The organism is Halomonas sp. MMSF_3323 (assembly GCF_030733595.1).
Lineage (GTDB): Bacteria > Pseudomonadota > Gammaproteobacteria > Pseudomonadales > Halomonadaceae > Halomonas > Halomonas litopenaei.
In genome coordinates this window covers 1-17,075 of sequence record NZ_JASHIT010000038.1, presented here as the reverse complement: position 1 = coordinate 17,075, position 17,075 = coordinate 1, and the positions used below count along the sequence as shown (strand labels likewise).

The window sequence follows — 17,075 nt, the reverse complement described above, 5'->3', positions numbered from 1 at the left end:
TTGCAAGCACTCATGATTACGGCTCATCAATCACGAGCGATGGCCACGGCCAGCGCGATCACGGCGCGTCGCCGGCGTACTGCTCGTCGGTGACCGGTTCCATCCAGACGACGTTTTCGCCGTCCTTGAACTGCTGGATCGCCATGTGGGTGACCGCGGTGGTCGCGGTGGCGCCGTGCCAGTGCTTGACCTCCGGCGGGCACCACACCACGTCGCCCGGCTCCATGAGCCGCTTCTCCTCGCCCTCTTCTTGCACCCAACCGGCGCCGTCGGTCACCACCAGCACCTGCCCGGCGGGATGGGTGTGCCAGTTGGAGCGCGCCCCCGGCAGGAAGGTCACCTTGCCGCCGTTGACGACGAACGGCGCCTCGTTGGAAAAGACTGGCTCGATATAGGCGGTGCCGGTGAACTTGTCGTCGGGGCCCATGAAGCCCTCACGGGTGCCATTCTTGATGACCTCCATGCTCTGGGCGACGGCGCCGGTCGACACCAAGGCAGCGGTCAAGGCGATAGCGCTGAATCGGATCATGCGAACTCTCCTCGAGTGGGGTAAGCGGCAAGCCTCGGGGCTGCCGGAATCGGTGGGGGGATAGCCGAGGCGCGGCAAAAGCCCGGTAGGGGCTACGCCGAGGGGGCCTCTCGTTCGATGTCATGGCGCAGCCAGACCACGCCGCCGGGCAGGGTCTCGCAGGCGCGCAGGTGAAGGCGCTGTCCCGCCGCGGGGCGGCTGCCCGGCGGACCCGTGTGGTCGAAGATGGAGGGCTCGCCGGCGAGGCCATCCAGGGCCGGGCAGACCAGGATGCTCAGCGCATCGATGAGCCCCGCCGCCAGGAAGGCGCCGTTTGTGACCCCGCCGCCTTCGAGCAGCAGGTGCTCGACGCCGAAGGCCTCGCCGAGCGTGGCCAGCGCCGGGGCGAGGTCGTCGCCGTCCGGCCCGGCGAAGAGATAGGTCACGCCGGCCTCGCGCAGCCGGGTGAGCCGTCGCTCCGCGACCCGCTCCGAGAGGATCACCACCACGTGGTCGCCCTCGACGTGATCGGCCTCAAAGCGCAGTCGGCCAGCGGGATCGATCGCCACGCAGAGATCACGGCCGGCGCGCGCCGCCAGGTGCGGGGGGCGCGAGCGCGGCGCCTCGAGCCGTTCCGCCTCGGCGTGCTCGGTGACGAATTCCGCCATGGTCCGGCGCCCGACGATCCAGCCTTCGGCCTTCAGCCGGCTCGCCGCCGCCTCGTAGTGGCGCGCCACGAGCTCATCGATCCGGCCGTCCGCCGGGTCGCCCCAGCGCTGTGGATGCAGACGGCCGTCGAGGGAGGTGATCATGTGGCAGGTGATGCTGGGGCGCATGGCGTCTCTCCCGGGTCAGCCGGCATAGTCCCGGTCGCTGACCTTCTCCTGCCAGGTCACCACCGAGCCGTCGACGGCTTCCTGGATGGCGATGTGCGTCATGGCGACCTCCGGTGCCGCCCCGTGCCAGTGCCTCTCGTTGGCCGCGAACCAAATAACGTCCCCGGGGCGAATCTCCTCGACCAGGCCGCCTTCGCGCTGCACGCGCCCCACCCCCTGGGTCACGATCAGGGTCTGACCGGCGGGATGCGTGTGCCAGGCGGTGCGCGCCCCCGGCTCGAAGGTCACGGCGGCGCCGGAGGCGGTCCCGGGCGCCTCGGCCGAAAACAGCGGATCGATTCGCACGGTGCCGGTGAAGTACGCCTCCGGCCCTGGTTGGGACGCTTGGCTGCCTGCGCGGGTGATCTTCATGGTGAACTCCTCTCGCAATGCGATACCGGCTCCGTGATACCTGCTCTCGCGACGCGCAACCTGCCAGGGGACCGGGGAGGCCGGGGTGGTGGAAAGAGCAGCGGAACAGAGCGGATACCAGAAAAGATGGTGTGCCTATCAAGATAGTGGGCACCCGCTTATCGATAAACGGGGGTGGGCGACTAGAAGTTATGAAATTGGTTCATGAGTCTGCCTCTCCTCCGAGCCGTTCGAAGCGATAGACGAGGGCCGGTCCACCGGGCTGCGCGTAGGCGAGTTCGGCGGTCACCATGGCGAAGGGCTCGACGAAACGAGCCGTGTGCAACGGACCGGCGTCAAGGGGCTCATAGCCGACGTCACGGATCAGCCGGCGGGCCACCGACTTGGCCCCGGCATCGTCGCCGTAATAGAGCAGCTGGGGGCGCAGCGAGACGGCTTCCCGCGCGGCGAAGACCTCAAACAGGGCTTCGCTGGGACAGGTATTGAAGGCCGAGACGAATCGCGCCCGGGGCAGCCGCCGCGCCAGCGCCTCCGCTCCCGAGGTGGTGGTGCCCAGCACCAGGTCCCGGTTGTCGAGATCGAGGGGCACGCAGCAGTTGACGACCACCCGGTCGGCCAGGTCGCCGGCCTGCCCCAGCACATCGTCGATCCTCGACCAGTGCACGGCCAGCAGCACGGCGTCGGCCCCGTCGATGGCCTCGGCGGGCGTGCCCGCTCGTGCCCCCGCGTCCCGAGCGAGGCGTTCCAGCCTCTCCGGGCGGCGCGAGTAGCTGAACGTCACGTCGTGGCCGGCCCAGGCCCAGAGGGTGCCGAGCTTGGCGCCCATCAGGCCGGCGCCGAGTATCCCGATCTTCATGAAGGTCTCCCATCAAGATGCTTCATCAGACGGTAGCACCCTGCTCGCGGCTGATAAGTTGCTACAATCGAAAAACAATTATGAGAGAGGCTCATCAATGCTGAGGGAGAACGTCACCGACCTGATGTCCTTCGTCGTCGTCGCCCGGGTCGGCAGCTTTACCCGCGCCGCGGCGCAGATCGGCGTCTCGCAGTCGGCGTTGAGTCACGCCGTGCGCGGGCTCGAGAGCCGACTCGGCGTTCGCCTGCTGACGCGCACCACGCGCAAGGTAACGCCGACGGCGGAAGGGGAGCGCGTCCTCGAGCGGATCGCGCCCCACTTCTCGCAGATCGAGGAGGAGCTAGAGGCGCTGGTCGAGATGCGCGACCGGCCGGCCGGGACGATCCGCATCACCGCCACCGATCATGCCGCCGACGCCGTGATCTGGCCGAAGCTGGCGCCGGTATTGAAGGCTTACCCCGAGCTCAAGGTGGAGGTCGTCACCGACTACAGCCTCACCGATATCGTGGCCGAGAAGTTCGATGCCGGCGTGCGGCTGGGCGAGCAGGTCTCCGAGGGCATGATCGCCGTGCGGGTCGGCCCGGACTTTCGCATGCTGGTGGTCGGCTCGCCCGCCTACTTCGAGGGGCGGGAGAGGCCGCGGGTCCCCCAGGACCTGACCGACCACGACTGCATCAACCTGCGCCTCTCCACCCATGGCGGCCTCTACGCCTGGGAGTTCGAGAAGGCGGAGCGCGAGCTGAAGGTGCGGGTGGACGGCCAGTTCACCTTCAACACCATCTATCCGGTGGTGCGGGCCGCCCTCGCCGGGTACGGTCTCGGTTACGTGCCGGAGGACCTGGTGCGCCCCCACCTCGATAGCGGCGAGCTGGTGGCGGTACTGGAGGACTGGAGCCCGCCGTTTCCCGGCTACTTCCTCTACTACCCCCATCGCCGGCAGTCGTCCCTGGCCTTCGGGGTCATCGTGGACGCCTTGAAACATCGCTCCTGACGCCGTCATTCATGAACCTCCTTCATAACAGCATCCTGTTCGGCAGGCTTGTTCCCTAGCTCACCCGTTGCCACCGTGAACGGCGGTTCGGCACGTATTGCCTCGAGGACCGAGCCCCCTCATGACCAGGAGACGACGATGAAACTCGCATCCGCTTCATTGCTGACACTCGCCATGTCGACGGCAGCGGCCCTGCCTGCCCTGGCTGACGACCCCGCCCCCTCCTCGGACGTGCCCGGCACCGAGGAGATTGCCGCCGTCTCTCCGGCGCTTGCCGCCTACCAGGAGGACCTGGTGCTGGGTGAGGTCTGGGCTCGCGAGGGACTCTCGCCCCGGGACCGCAGCGTCGCCACCCTGGCGGCCGTGATCGCGCGCAACCACCGCGTCGAGATGCGGGCCCAGGTCGAGCGGGCCCTCGACAACGGCGTCGACCCGGCGGTGATCTCCGAGACCATCACCCATTTGGCCTTCTACACCGGCTGGGGCAATGCCATGTCGGCGGTCGCCATCGTCCAGGACGTCTTCGCCGAGCGCGGGATCGGCGAAGATCAGCTACCCGACGCCGACCCCGAGCTGCTGCCGCTCGACGAGGAGGCCGAGCAGGCCCGCGAGGCGAGCGTCGAGGCCACCTACGGCGGCTCCTCCGACGGCGTGCTCCAGTACACCACCGACGTGCTCTTCCGCGACCTCTGGCTGCGCCCGGCCTTGAGCCCGCGCGACCGCAGCCTGGTCACGGTCAGCGCCCTGATCGCCGCCGGCAAGATCGAGCAGGTCGGCTTCCATCTCAATCGCGCCATGGACAATGGCCTGACCCGCGGCGAGGCCTCGGAGCTGCTGACCCAGCTGGCGTTCTATGCCGGCTGGCCCAACGTATTCTCGACCCTGCCGGTCGCCAAGGAGATCTTCGAGTCACGCGCCGAGTGACGCCCGATCCGCCGGTCGTGCCCCCCGAACCGAAAAAAAGCTCCAGGAGAGAGTGATGCCCACCCTGACGATCAACGGCTAACAGCATGACGTGGACGTACCGGAGCGGATGCCGCTGCTCTGGGCGCTGCGCGACGTGGTCAACCTGCCCGGCACCAAGTTCGGCTGCGGCCAGGGCCTGTGCGGCGCCTGCACGGTGCACCTGGACGGCCAGGCCACGCGTTCCTGCATCACCCCGATCTCCGCCGCCCAGGGGCGCGAGATCACCACCATCGAGGCGCTGGCCGAGGACGCCACCGGCCGGCGGGTCCAGCAGGCCTGGCTGGACCTGGACGTGGCGCAGTGCGGCTACTGCCAGGGTGGTCAGATCATGATCTTGCCCACGAACAGTGGACACCCCGTTAAGGCAGTACACTGAACGAGGTGACCCTATGGCAAGGCAAGCAGCATCGATGAAGAAGACCCGTACCCGTTACACCCAGGCCTACAAGGATGAGGCCCTGGCACTTGCTGATCGTGTTGGTACCAGTGCCGCCGCTCGTGAGCTGGGGCTTCAGCCCAGCCAGTTCTACCAGTGGCGAGCCAAGGCCCAGCAGCAGCAAAGTGCTTCGGCCCGCGAGCAGGCCTTGGCTGAAGAGAACGCGCGCCTCAAGCGTCAGCTGGCTGAGCAGTCGGAAGAGCTTGAAATCGCAAAAAAAGCCGCGGTGTACTTCGCGAAGAGCCTGAAGTGAAGTACGCCTTCATCCAGCAGCATCGTCAGGCATTCAGCGTTCAACGGATGTGCGCGTTTCTCGGCGTTGCCCGCAGCGGCTACTACGCTTGGCGACAACGTGGTGGTGGGCCGTCTCCCCGCCGCTGCCGACAAGCGATCACCGATCAGCGTGTGGCTCAGGCCTTCGAGAAGGGGAAGGGGCGCTCAGGCGCCCCCAGGCTGACCCATGACCTGAACAATGCTGGCGTAGCAATCTGCCGCAATACCGTGGCCGCCAGCCTCCGTCGGCAGAACCTGCGCGCAAAAGCCGCTCGCAAGTTCAAAGCCACCACGAATTCACGGCATGGCCTGCCAGTCGCACCAAACCTGCTGGAGCAGGACTTCACCGCTACGGCACCGAATCAGAAATGGGTCGGCGACATCACCTACCTGGCGACCGGTGAAGGCTGGCTCTACCTGGCCGTGCTGGTCGACCTGTACTCACGCAAGGTGATCGGCTGGGCGATGAGCGAGCGCATGACCGCTGACCTGGTCGGCGATGCACTGAAAATGGCCCTGTGGAGCCGGAAGATGCCCAAGGGCGTGATCGTCAACTCGGATCGTGGGAGCCAGTATTGCTCGACGCTGTACCAGTCGCTGCTGACGCGTCACGACCTCCAGTGCAGCATGAGCGCCAAAGGCAACTGTTACGACAATGCCTGCGCTGAGAGCTTCTTCCACAGTCTCAAGGTCGAAGCCATCCACGGCGAGCGATTCGAGACCCGTGAGGCGATGCGACGACAGGTGTTCGAGTACATTGAATTGGACTACAACCGGCAGCGGCGGCACAGTGCAATCGGGATGATCAGCCCAGAGGCCTTTGAGGCCCGAAAGATCGCTTAGACTGGTGTCCACCAATGCTGGGTAAGATCAGTTGCTGGGCAAGATCAACCCAGCATTAGCGGCGTAGGGTGTGCAGAAACCAGGGGGTCATTACAGCTCTGGCAGGTGTAACTACAAAGATGCCATAAGGGGAGCACAAGCACTGAAAGAAAAAACAATAGAATCAGCAGATTACGCGGCCAGTTCTCAAGCTTGAGGGCACTGATCTGGTAACACACTCAGCATCTAGCAGACGAATTTTGTAGGATAAAAATGATCTGGGTCAATGAAAATATCCCATACCCCCCTAAGATACTTAGATATAGAATCATATTTCAGTATGCACCTAACCTTAACGTGGATTGACCTACTTCGAGGATGAGATAATGAATATCCGTATTGAAAAGAATTTGGTGAGAAGCATGCACAAGGTTTCGGAATTTTTCTACAAGAACCACCTTTCGAAACTGCTTCTCGACATACAGGATGAATCTCCCGAAGCTTACCAGAAGATAATCCAGGATGTAAATTTCTCACTTGAAGATAAATTCGAGAGTGAAGTAGCTAGGCGTATGAATAATGGAAACTACGGGGGGTTGATACCGGCCAATACTCTGATGCCAGCAATGATGAGCCGGTTTGGGGTTTCGAAGAGTGACTTTTCAACCGGAGATTCTCCTGAGTTTGAAACCTTGGAAGAAATATGCAATAACTGTTCGGTAGTAGGTACCTGTTGGAAGTCTATGCGAGCAGGAGCCTCGGCCCCAGAAGCGCGAACTTTCTGCCCCAGTGCAGAAGCTTTTCAAATCAAGGGTAAGACCAGTTTATAATACCATATATGCCAGTTTACGTTCCCAAGTGCAACATCGTACCTGATGGCTCACGTTTTGCACTTGGTCATTGAGACCGCCCATACGGTATACAGACGGAACATTGAATTTCACGATTTCACACTGACCAACTCGTTCCATCGCGTCATGTACCTAGGTGTCATCCTTTCACACCGTAGCCCCCAGGCATTACCTGGCCTATTTACACATAGGAATGATTGGGCCAATCGAAATCCCCCAAAAGTTATCAGTCGGATAGACCGGGCAGTTGCTCTGCCCGGCCCCGACTAAATAGCATCTTATGGCAGCACGCCCTCATGTAACTTTGACATTCTTGCCGAGAACCAGCAAGCGAGAAATATCATTAGCCCGGCGATATCGGAGTAAAACCCAAACGAGAAGAGGCCGGCAGGAATCAGTGCCAAGATACCACCCAAGATCAATGCACCTCGGAATGCAGTACCTCGGCTACCTCTCATGTAACCAACGATACCCGAAGTCACCATATAAATACCGAGGGTTGCCGAAGCCAATGCCCAAAGTACACCTATTGGACTTCCTTCAAGAATCAGTGAAGGCGCAAACAGAAAGAGAAATGGCACCACATATGCTGGCCAAGCGAGGCGCATGGCAGACGCGCTAGTTGACCACGCCTTTGTATTTGCGATATTGGCTGCCGCGAATGCGGCCAGCGCCACTGGCGGCGTTACCATTGATAGCAAGCCGAAATAGAAGACGAAGAGATGGGCTGCTATAATCGGAATGCCGAATTCAACAAGCGCAGGAGCGACTAGTGTGGCGAGCAAGATGTAAACCCCGACTGTAGGCATCCCCATACCGAGAATTACACTTATCAAGGCCGTGATAAAAGCCAAGATTACGACATTTCCACCGCTGGCATTAATGATGTGTAGTGTAAGGTTGAAGGCCAGTCCTGAGAGATTCAGCACGCCAATGATCATACCCGCGGCCGCACAGACAATAACAAGGTTAGCCGCTGCACTTCCGGCTGACGAAACTACAAAAATGATGTCACGTAAGCTGATGCGTTTGCCTCGATAGCCAAAAACCAGGCTCACGACCAGCAATGTCAGGATGGAAAGGACGGCAGCCCTCTCGGGACGCATGTTGAGCGTAAATAACGTATAGAATAGCACTACAAAAGGGAGAAGAAAGTGCCAACCTTGACGTAGAGATTGCCATCCAGATGGAATCTCCGCTCGTTCAATGGAACGAATGCCGTGCTTGGCAGCCTGCAAGTCGACGTTGATGAAGATGGCAAGATAGTAGAGAAAAGCTGAAGGCAATGCCGCAAGCATGACATCGGAGTAGTCGATTCCGATGAGATCCGCCATTATAAAGGCTGCGGCGCCCATTACGGGTGGAACCAATTGCCCACCCGTCGAGGCAACCGCCTCGACGGCACCGGCATAGGTAGACGGAAAACCGGCTCGCTTCATCATAGGGATGGTCACGACTCCGGTTCCCACAACGTTACCGACCGCACTCCCTGATATGGAACCAAAAAGTCCAGATGCGGTGATAGCCACCTTTGCGGGACCACCACGAAAGCGGCCCATACCGGCAAGAGCAACATCATTGAAGAAATCGGCAGCCCCGCAGCGAGCCAAGAGTTTTCCAAACAACATATAGGGAACGACCACAACTACTGCCACTTTGAGGGCGGTACCGAGCATGCCGTTGGCATCAATAGCAAGATACACTAAAAGCTCTGACAGTGATGTCGGACGGCTTTGCAATTCTCCAGGGACGAGATGACCGAACAATCCATAGCCCATAAATAGCAATACTACTGCCATAATCCCCACCCCTGCAGATTTGGGGAGGTTAAGCATCATCGCTGCGAACACAACACCACTCAACACGATGAGCCAGCCAGGCATAAAGGGAGCTTCCATCGAGACGGCAGGGTAGTAGAGAGCAATATACCCACCAACCCCCAAGGTGACGATGGCACAGACGACCATCAAAAAGACGATTAAGCGATTTCTGGCCTGCTCTGCCATTAGAACGAACCCCGACGCTAATGCACAGGTAAGCACCATTGCCAGGATTTGCACATCATAAAGGGAAACTCCCAGAGCTTGGTATACATTGCCGGCGTAACCCACCGGCAATACCACGATCAACACACCGAGACACCATCTCATTAACACGACGGCTGCCTGCCCCCAGTAACGTTTCTCTTCCCCGTTGTTTTCCTGCATGGGTTACTCCATGAGTCCGGACTCGATGTAGTAGGTTTCGGCCCCTTGTTGTAGGGTCAGCCCCGAAAAAGAAGGCACCATTTCCTCAGGGGAAAACTGTGAAAACGTTTTGTAGATATTGCGCACCTTGTCCGGATTTTTATGCATGGCCTCGACAATGGTTTGAACAACATCTTCAGGCACACTTTTTCCTGCGACTAGAGCATAGTCATAGCTCATCATGGGTGTCGGTTTATCAACTCCGACATTGTCTTCCGCCGGCTCGACCATTTTGATGTAGGATGTCGGTACGAATTCTTGCATTGCCGCCTCGGCTTCAGGCGTATCATCGAGTGCTAGCCAGCGGATACCTACGGTAGCATCGGCTTCGCGAGATTTACCGCCTCCCAAAGAAAAGAATGCCGCGTCGACATTGCCTGAAATGAAATCATCGACCCCGTTAGGGACTGAAGGCACCATATGTGCTTGAAGGTCATCGATGGAAAGTCCACCAGCAGCAAGAATCCCATCGACTTGCAGCCGGAGGGTTGGCTGCGCTGTATAACCATAGGTGAGGCTATGCCCCTTAAGGTCAGATACGGATTCATACTCCGAGTCCTTCCGGACCATGAAGCCATAAGCCGAGGAATTTAGTGAGGTTATTACACGCAAGTTCTTCAGAGCGCGACCGTCGAAGGGCGAGACTCCCTGAAATGCAGCCATAACGTCAGGACTAGGGATCAACTGGATATCTAACCGTCCGGTATCGATCAACGGCATCGATTGTCCTGATCCACCGTAGGCCTGGACACGCACGTCCAATTCAGTTACCTCGCTTAGAAACTTCGCTAGTCCAGCATTGACGGCATAATTCTGCGATCCTTGTCGACCGGCCCCGATACCTAGTGTCTGCGCCACTGCGACGTTAGAAATCAGTAGACCTACACAGCATACAAGAAAGCTCATTTTAGAAAACTTCATGACGAAACTCCTCGCCTATCTTGTTGTTTAATGTCATTAGCCACAGACATGTCTTGTCGTGCTGGCCTGTCATATGGCTGTTTTTTGATAGACGCTCATGAGGCAGCACACCACAGCAACGCCTTTCAAACTTCAGACTCGGCACTCGAATGACGTCCAATTTCTCGGCAGCGGCATACCGATCGCCCCATCCATGGACTATGACTGCCCAAGCATCAGTTAAATCTTCTTTTCCTAGACCACTCCTTTATTGCTAACTTTGGATTTTTGAAATATCAAATCTGATGATGCTGAGTTCATTGTAAGAAAAGCCTCAGCAGGACAATCCAGCCACTTTGCCTGTATATTCCGAGCCTCCCTCCTTAAGGCTAATTGTGCTCCTATGTGAAAACTAATATATATTTACGGGCATCCTCATACTCTAAAAGGTATAGATTACGCCATGCGATCTGTTATTTCACAGCTCTCCATTCACAAGCTCGAGGTTTTCTGTGCCGTGGCTGAGCTCAAGAGCGTCTCCCTGGCAGCCGTGCATCTCAATATCGCCCAACCTGTGGTATCGACCCACCTCAAGTCCCTCTCCGACAAGCTTGGCGTGACTTTGACCGCGCGTAGCGGTCGTCGCATCGAGTTGACCGAGGAGGGGCAGCGCGTTTATGGGTGGGCCCTTGACGTCGTGGTGCGTACTCGCGAACTGGAACGAGAGATCGCCGATACGCAACGAGGCGTGTCCGGCAAGGTCAGCGTCGGCGCATCAATGACCCTAGGTTCTTATGTCCTGCCCGGCATCATCGCATCGATCCACCAGAGATATCCTCGTGGCGAAATTTCTGTACGAGTCATGACCTCGTTATCAGTCACCGACGCCGTTCGCCAAGGAGAGTGCGATTTCGCTTTTACGATTCTCGATCCTCGACATGAGATCAATGACCTTGAGATTGAGCACGTCCGCGACGAACGCTTAATCTTGGCCGCCGCAGACCACTTTGCGGTCCAGGCGGCAAGCACCTCGTTGAACGATCTCGCATACATCACAGCTCAATTGGGGACACCTCGACGTGATATCGAAGAATACTTGCTGATGGAGTATGGAGTGTCCCGTCGTCGTATTCTGATGGAATTCGGCCATCCCGAGGCTATCAAGCGAGCGGTCCGCACTGGCGTAGGCGTTGCCTTCCTCTTCCACTCCTCGATTCATGACGAACTGGTATCAGGCAGCCTGCGGCGTATCGATACACCAGGCATGGACCTACGGGTTCCGCTTTATCTAATACGTCGCAAGAACAAGAACCTTAACCGGTTTCAGAGCACGATGATCGAGGAGATTACCCGCTCGCTTCGCGAGCAGAACAGCTAGCGCATTGATTGGACCATGGAGGGTGCATATCCCTTGGCCGCTTCGATTTCCAGTAGCGCCACGCCGCCATCTCTGACCACGCCGATAGCATCGGTCAACGCCGACCGAACCGTCTCGGGCGAACGCAACAAACCGTAACTGGTTACACCGAATCCTTGAGCAATGGCACTGATGTCAATATCGGGCTCATCCATGACGATTCCGACCCGCTTGTTCTCCACCGGGCGCCCTCTGGCCTTAGCGATCGCCTCTTGATGTACCTCGTCGTTATAGAAGGAGCGATTGTTGATGATCACGACCAGCAGAGGCACTTTCTGGTTGACTGCCGTCCACAAGGCCGAGGCACTCATCAGAAAGTCGCCATCGCCTAGTACCGCCAAGGGGAGCAACGGGGACTCGGCATCGCGTAATGCAAGTGCGGCACCTACGGCCATACCCGGCCCCGAGCCAACCCCGCCACCACCGTCATAGCCCAGCGTGCCCAGTGGGTGATCGACCGGCCAGTCCTCGCCGGTCCAGCTGAGCGGCGCACGGATCAAGCAACTGGGTCGATTGCCGATCCCATCGCGCAGCAATGCCGCGATGTCCTGCGGTGTCATCGGCTCTTCCGTCACCCGAGCGGGTTCCGGACACGCGGGCAGGGGATCCGATGGCGGGTTGCCGAGGGCCTCGTGCACGGCCGCGACGACCTGATCCGGTGCGTTGAGAAAGCTAATATCGGCCGGGGCGGGGGCACCACCGTCCTTCACCCACCCTCGGCTACTGTGCTGATCTAGCGTGGCAGAGATGATCTTCGCCGGCACTGGCCCATCGCCGAACACGGCACGTAGCGTGCCACCGAAATCGATCCAATCGAGGTTCACGATCACGTCGGCATCGGCGATCGCAGCTTTTGCCTCGGTATCGGGGAAGTAACCTGCCCGCCCGACATTGGCGCGATGAGAACTGGGGAAGGTGGCGCCGGTCTTGAAATCGGTGACCACGACAGCGCCCAGTCGCTCGACCAGGGCGATGCGTCGCTGCCAGTCCACGTCGCTGCGTGACAGACGCCCCATCAAGAAGACGACGCGGCGGGCCTCGGTCAGCAACTGGAGCGCTTCACTCATAAGGGACGGCGCCGGCGCCCCCGACATCGGCGCACCGCGACGGGCAATGTCGAGGTCGGGTGTGGCTGTCTCCAGCGGCGCTTCCTGGATCGAGGTATCGATATTCACGTAAGTGGGGCCGCACGGCGCGGTGTTCGCCCTGGCCGTGGCCTCGATCAGTGAGTGCAGGGTCGCTGACAGGCCGCCGGGCTGGTCGTCCCATTTCACGAAATCACGAATCAAGGCGCCCTGATCCTGGGAAGTATGAATCCAGTCGATCCAGGAACGCCTGCGACTGGCGTCAACCGGCCCGGTAGCCCCCAGCACCACCATCGGCACGCGATCGCACCAAGCGTTATAGATAGCCATCGTGCCGTGCATGAGGCCAACATTGGCATGCAGCGCGACCCCCATGGCCCGACCGGTGATCTTGGCGTAGCCGTGCGCAATGGCGACAGCCGATTCCTCGTGCACGCACAGCAAAAGCCGTGGATCGTCGTGTGTCATGTTGACCAGGCTATCGTGCAGTCCACGGTAACTGGCACCGGGATTGATGGCAATGTAGTTAAGATCAAGTGCTTGGAGGGTTTCGGCGATAGCATCCGACCCCCAGCAGGTAGCGTTGTCGCTAATTGCGTGATGCATGATTTCCTCTGACTTCTTCATGAAAGCATAATGTTGATTGTCTTGGTTTCGGTGTAGCTGAACAGTTCTTCGCGACCTTCCTCGCGGCCCACCCCGCTGGACTTCATGCCACCGAACGGCACGCCCAGGAAGTGCATGCTCGATCCATTGATCCAGATGTGTCCCGAGCGAACGCGCTGCGCCATCTTGAGAGCCGCATCGATGTCGTGCGTCCAGACGGCGGCGGTCAGGCCGTACTCGGTGGCATTGGCCATGGCGACGGCCTCGTCGAAGTCGCGCCAGCTCGCTATCGCCATTACTGGACCAAACACTTCCTGCTGCCAGAGCCGCATGTCAGGCGTGACTCCTGCGTAGACCGTAGGCGCCACCCAGTACCCCTTTCGGAACAACTCCTCGTCGGGCAGCCCGCCCCCCGTCAGCCGTCGGGCGCCATCGTTGTCGGCGTTGGCACAATGCGACAGGATGCGCTGTCGATGCCCCGCCGAATTGACTGGCCCGACATCCGTCGACTCACTCAATGGGTCACCCAGACGCAACGCGGCGACGCGTTCGACGACCGCATCGAGCACACGGTCATGAATGTCCTCGTGCAACAGCAACCGGCTCAACGAGCCGCAGGATTGCCCCTGCCAGGAGAAATTCATACCGAAGACGGCGGCATCGGCGATCCGCTCGGGATCACAGTCGGGGAATACGATCATGGGGTTCTTACCGCCCAGTTCCAGGCTCACGTGCTTGACCCCGGATTCGGCCGCTGATCGCTGTATGGCACGCCCCGTCTCGGGGGAGCCGATGAAGGCGATACGCTTGACGGTCGGGTGACGAACGAGTGCGTTGCCCACTTCAGGCCCCTCGCCAGTCACGATGTTGAAGACACCGGGCGGTAGGGTATCGCGGGCGATCTCGGCCAGAACAGTGGCGGACAGCGGAGATGTCTCGGGCGGCTTGACGATCACTGCATTGCCGGCAGCGAGCGCCGCGGCAGTGCGGGCTACTGCAAACATCACCGGATGATTGAACGGAGCGATCCGGACGACCACCCCATACGGTTCGTGGACTGTGAAGTGGAGATTCCCAGAGGTTGCCGGAATGCTGTCGCCGCGCAAATCCGGTGCCAGGCCGGCATAATAGCGCAAACTTTCCACAGCGGTTGGAACATCGATTTGCCGCATGGGGCGGATTGTATTGCCGGTGTCACTGACTTCGATACGTAGGATCTCGTCGGCTCGCTCGGCGATGGCATCAGCAAACCGATGCATGGCGTCGGCACGTGCCATCGGCGTCAAGCCTGCCCATGCTGGCCAGGCGCGCTCGGCGGCCCGGACAGCGAGATCGACGTCTTCCGACGTCGCCGCGGGCACCCGACCGATGGGCTCCTCAGTCGCCGGATCGACGGACATAAGCCATTGGCCGCTGACACTCTCGACCAGTTCTCCATCGATCAGCATGCGTTCGGATTCACAGACACGCTGCATACCATTCTCCTCGCTTACCTGATTCACCTAGTAATGGACGAGCTTTAAGATATGATCAAATAGATAAATTGATACCTAAAAATACCCTATTGGCTATCTTTTAGGCTTAAAAGCTTAAGTATCCGCCTTATTCACATGCGTATTTAGGTCCTGTCGGAAAAACTGCGCGCATACAACGGTGAACCGTACCGGTTTTCTCGAAGACCCGTTGGTTTGAGTCAGGCCACCTTCTTGGCCTGACCCTGTTGCTCATAATACAGCGCTTCTCGCTCGGCCGGCGGCATGTTGCCGATCGGCTCCAGGAGCCGTCGATGGTTGAACCAGTCGACCCACTCCAGGGTGGCGAACTCAACGGCCTCCAAGTGCCGCCATGGCCCGCTTCGGCGGATCACCTCCGTCTTGAATAAACCGATTACTGTCTCGGCCAGCGCGTTGTCATATGAGTCGCCGACACTCCCAACAGACGGTGCGATAACGGCGTCCTCCAAGCGCTCTGTGTATCGAATCGAGACATATTGGGCGGATTCAACCGGTCGTCGCAACATCTCGATTTTGGAGGTGTTGGATGGGACGATCACGCGGCTGGGGCGCTGAACAGACGGGGCGAGCACCGATGCGTTCGCCTGGCCGACCGGGCGTCAACCAGCGGGATGCGAAGCGCGCGTTCTGGAAGCGCATTGCAGAGGAACTATCGAGTGAGGACGCAGCGTTGGCGTGTGGTGTATCGCAGCCGGTGGGACCGCGGTGGTTCCTCGAAGCGGGAGGAATGGCACCGGCCAACTTGGCGCCGCACTCAGGGCGTTATTTGTCGTTCGCAGAGCGCGAGGAACTGGCGCTGTTGCGGGCCCAGGGGCATGGGGTTCGCGAGATCGCTCGCTGTCTGGGGCGGTCGCCCTCGACTGTCTCGCGCGAGTTGCGCCGTAATGCTGCCACCGGGGGTGGATGCTGGACTATCGGGCCACGGTCGCGCAGTGGAAAGCGGAGCGGGCCGCCAAACGGCCCAAGGTTGCCAAGCTCGTCAAGAGCGACCGGCTTCAGGCGTACATGCAATCACGCCTCGCCGGAGTGGTGACCGATGCTGAGGGTAGGCACATTCCCGGCCCCAATGTCCCCTGGAGGGGGCGGCGACATGGTCGCCGAGCCGATCGACGATGGGGAACCAGTTGGAGCCCCGAGCAGATCAGCCGGCGATTGCACGTCGACTTTCCGGATGATGAGACGATGAGGATCTCTCACGAGGCGATCTATCAAGCCCTCTACATTCAAGGCAGAGGCGCACTGCGTCGTGAGCTGTCCGCGTGCCTGCGAACTGGCCGGGCGTTGCGAGTGCCTCGTGCGAGGAGTCGGCAACGAGGCAAACACTTTATCTCACCCGAGGTCATGATCAGCCAGCGCCCGGCGGAGGTTGCCGACCGTGCCGTCCCCGGCCACTGGGAGGGCGACCTGATCATCGGACTGAACAGCTCGGCGATCGGCACCCTCGTTGAACGCTCGACCCGGTTCACGTTGCTGCTGCACTTGCCGCCCATGCCTGATCATGGATCCGGTGCCAGAACCAAGAACGGGCCAGCATTGGCCGGTCACGGGGCCGAGGCTGTTCCCGATGCCATTGCCACCAAGATCGCGATGCTGCCCGAACAACTGCGCAGATCGCTGACCTGGGACCAAGGCGCGGAACTGGCTCAACATGCGCAGCTACGGATTGATACTGGCCTGGCGATCTACTTCTGTGACCCCCACAGTCCCTGGCAGCGTGGGACCAACGAGAACACTAATGGTCTGCTGCGCCAATACTTCCCTAAGGGGACCGACATCAGCAGGTATTCCGAGCATGAGCTTGACGCTGTTGCGAATACCCTCAACAGCAGACCCCGAAAAACACTGGACTGGAAAACACCTGCTGAAGCTCTCAAAGAACTATTATCCTTGGCATCATAAGCCAGTGTTGCGACGACCCCTTGAACCTAAGTTGAACGGCCCTATCGCTATGGTGGATCAAGTCGCTGCCAGGTCGCTGAGGCCGCTCATGAAGTGCCTGCTCCAGCGCATCGAGCACCATGTCGGTGCGGGGTGAGCGGGACACTCGCCAGCAGATGATCCGGCGGGCAAAGGCATCGATGACGAAGGCGACATAGACGACCCCCTGCCAGGTGGCGACATAGGTAAAGTCCGACACCCACAGCGCATTCGGCTGAGCCGGCTGAAACTGCCGGCGCACCAGATCCGCCAGAGGCCTTGTTGGGATCTGGCACGGTCGTACGGACCGGTTTGCCTCTCACCACGCCTCGCAGCCCCATCCGACGCATCAGGCGCTCGACGGTAAGCGCCCGGGCATCACCCTCTTTCAGTGATCAGTCTGCCGGCTTCCAGTGCTGCGGCAAGAGTTCGTGGATCTG

The 17,075-nt window shown here is 59.9% G+C and carries 14 protein-coding genes and 4 pseudogenes; 7 read left to right on the top strand and 11 right to left on the bottom strand.

Annotation, left to right across the window (positions count from 1 at the left end; translation table 11 throughout):
- Positions 1-58 precede the first annotated feature (58 nt).
- From RBB39_RS17645 to RBB39_RS17630, 4 genes are all read right to left on the bottom strand, one after another.
- Positions 59-529 carry a cupin domain-containing protein gene (locus RBB39_RS17645; protein WP_185696371.1) on the bottom strand — a complete coding sequence of 157 codons (471 nt, stop codon included), beginning with the start codon at positions 527-529 and terminating at the stop codon, positions 59-61.
- A 92-nt stretch (positions 530-621) separates the two neighbouring features.
- On the bottom strand, positions 622-1,344 hold the full coding sequence (locus RBB39_RS17640; protein WP_124802895.1) for a dihydrofolate reductase family protein: 723 nt from the start codon (positions 1,342-1,344) through the stop codon (positions 622-624).
- A gap of 15 nt (positions 1,345-1,359) precedes the next feature.
- Complete coding sequence (locus RBB39_RS17635) at positions 1,360-1,755, bottom strand: cupin domain-containing protein (RefSeq protein WP_124802897.1); 396 nt, start codon at positions 1,753-1,755, stop codon at positions 1,360-1,362.
- A gap of 202 nt (positions 1,756-1,957) precedes the next feature.
- Entirely contained in the window at positions 1,958-2,611 is a 654-nt protein-coding gene (locus RBB39_RS17630; protein ID WP_124802899.1) for an NADPH-dependent F420 reductase, read from the bottom strand.
- A 97-nt stretch (positions 2,612-2,708) separates the two neighbouring features.
- On the opposite strand from RBB39_RS17630, the gene RBB39_RS17625 reads away from it, so the two are divergent.
- The 5 genes and pseudogenes from RBB39_RS17625 to RBB39_RS17605 all read left to right on the top strand — a co-directional run bounded on the left by RBB39_RS17625 (position 2,709) and on the right by RBB39_RS17605 (position 6,929).
- Positions 2,709-3,602 (top strand): LysR family transcriptional regulator, encoded by an 894-nt coding sequence (locus RBB39_RS17625; RefSeq protein WP_124802901.1) that lies wholly within the window; start codon positions 2,709-2,711, stop codon positions 3,600-3,602.
- Positions 3,603-3,740: 138 nt separating this feature from the next.
- On the top strand, positions 3,741-4,526 hold the full coding sequence (locus tag RBB39_RS17620; protein WP_124802903.1) for a carboxymuconolactone decarboxylase family protein: 786 nt from the start codon (positions 3,741-3,743) through the stop codon (positions 4,524-4,526).
- Positions 4,527-4,617: 91 nt separating this feature from the next.
- A pseudogene (locus tag RBB39_RS17615) lies at positions 4,618-4,899 on the top strand ((2Fe-2S)-binding protein); the annotation flags it as partial.
- 58 nt (positions 4,900-4,957) lie between these two features.
- Positions 4,958-6,120, top strand: a protein-coding gene (locus tag RBB39_RS17610) for an IS3 family transposase (protein WP_124802905.1) whose coding sequence is annotated in 2 segments (ribosomal slippage) — positions 4,958-5,216 and positions 5,216-6,120 — 1,164 coding nt in all. Because the reading frame shifts where the segments join, the coding sequence is not laid out codon by codon here.
- Between the two features lie 365 nt (positions 6,121-6,485).
- Entirely contained in the window at positions 6,486-6,929 is a 444-nt protein-coding gene (locus RBB39_RS17605) for a hypothetical protein (protein WP_124802907.1), read from the top strand.
- Between the two features lie 110 nt (positions 6,930-7,039).
- On the opposite strand, the gene RBB39_RS22795 is transcribed toward RBB39_RS17605, so the two are convergent.
- From RBB39_RS22795 to RBB39_RS17595, 3 genes are all read right to left on the bottom strand, one after another.
- On the bottom strand, positions 7,040-7,156 hold the full coding sequence (locus RBB39_RS22795; RefSeq protein ID WP_185696372.1) for a DUF4113 domain-containing protein: 117 nt from the start codon (positions 7,154-7,156) through the stop codon (positions 7,040-7,042).
- Positions 7,157-7,228: 72 nt separating this feature from the next.
- Positions 7,229-9,157, bottom strand: a complete 1,929-nt coding sequence (locus RBB39_RS17600; RefSeq protein WP_306169235.1) for a TRAP transporter fused permease subunit — start codon at positions 9,155-9,157, stop codon at positions 7,229-7,231.
- 3 nt (positions 9,158-9,160) lie between these two features.
- Entirely contained in the window at positions 9,161-10,117 is a 957-nt protein-coding gene (locus RBB39_RS17595; RefSeq protein WP_124805326.1) for a TAXI family TRAP transporter solute-binding subunit, read from the bottom strand.
- Positions 10,118-10,559: 442 nt separating this feature from the next.
- Here RBB39_RS17595 and RBB39_RS17590 point away from each other — a divergent pair, with 442 nt between their 5' ends.
- Positions 10,560-11,474, top strand: a complete 915-nt coding sequence (locus RBB39_RS17590) for a LysR family transcriptional regulator (RefSeq protein WP_124805325.1) — start codon at positions 10,560-10,562, stop codon at positions 11,472-11,474.
- On the opposite strand, the gene RBB39_RS17585 is transcribed toward RBB39_RS17590, so the two are convergent.
- From RBB39_RS17585 to RBB39_RS17575, 3 genes and pseudogenes are all read right to left on the bottom strand, one after another.
- Positions 11,471-13,204, bottom strand: a complete 1,734-nt coding sequence (locus tag RBB39_RS17585; RefSeq protein ID WP_185696496.1) for a thiamine pyrophosphate-binding protein — start codon at positions 13,202-13,204, stop codon at positions 11,471-11,473. The two genes, RBB39_RS17590 and RBB39_RS17585, sit on opposite strands and share 4 nt — an antisense overlap.
- Before the next feature lie 17 nt (positions 13,205-13,221).
- Positions 13,222-14,679: an aldehyde dehydrogenase family protein gene (locus RBB39_RS17580; RefSeq protein WP_124805323.1), complete on the bottom strand. Its 1,458-nt coding sequence runs from the start codon at positions 14,677-14,679 to the stop codon at positions 13,222-13,224.
- 218 nt (positions 14,680-14,897) lie between these two features.
- Positions 14,898-15,200: pseudogene (locus tag RBB39_RS17575) on the bottom strand (integrase core domain-containing protein); the annotation flags it as partial.
- A gap of 44 nt (positions 15,201-15,244) precedes the next feature.
- Here RBB39_RS17575 and RBB39_RS17570 point away from each other — a divergent pair.
- Positions 15,245-16,617, top strand: a pseudogene (locus tag RBB39_RS17570) (IS30 family transposase).
- Between the two features lie 31 nt (positions 16,618-16,648).
- On the opposite strand, the pseudogene RBB39_RS17565 reads toward RBB39_RS17570, so the two are convergent.
- A pseudogene (locus tag RBB39_RS17565) lies at positions 16,649-17,000 on the bottom strand (DDE-type integrase/transposase/recombinase); the annotation flags it as partial.
- Positions 17,001-17,075: the final 75 nt, after the last annotated feature.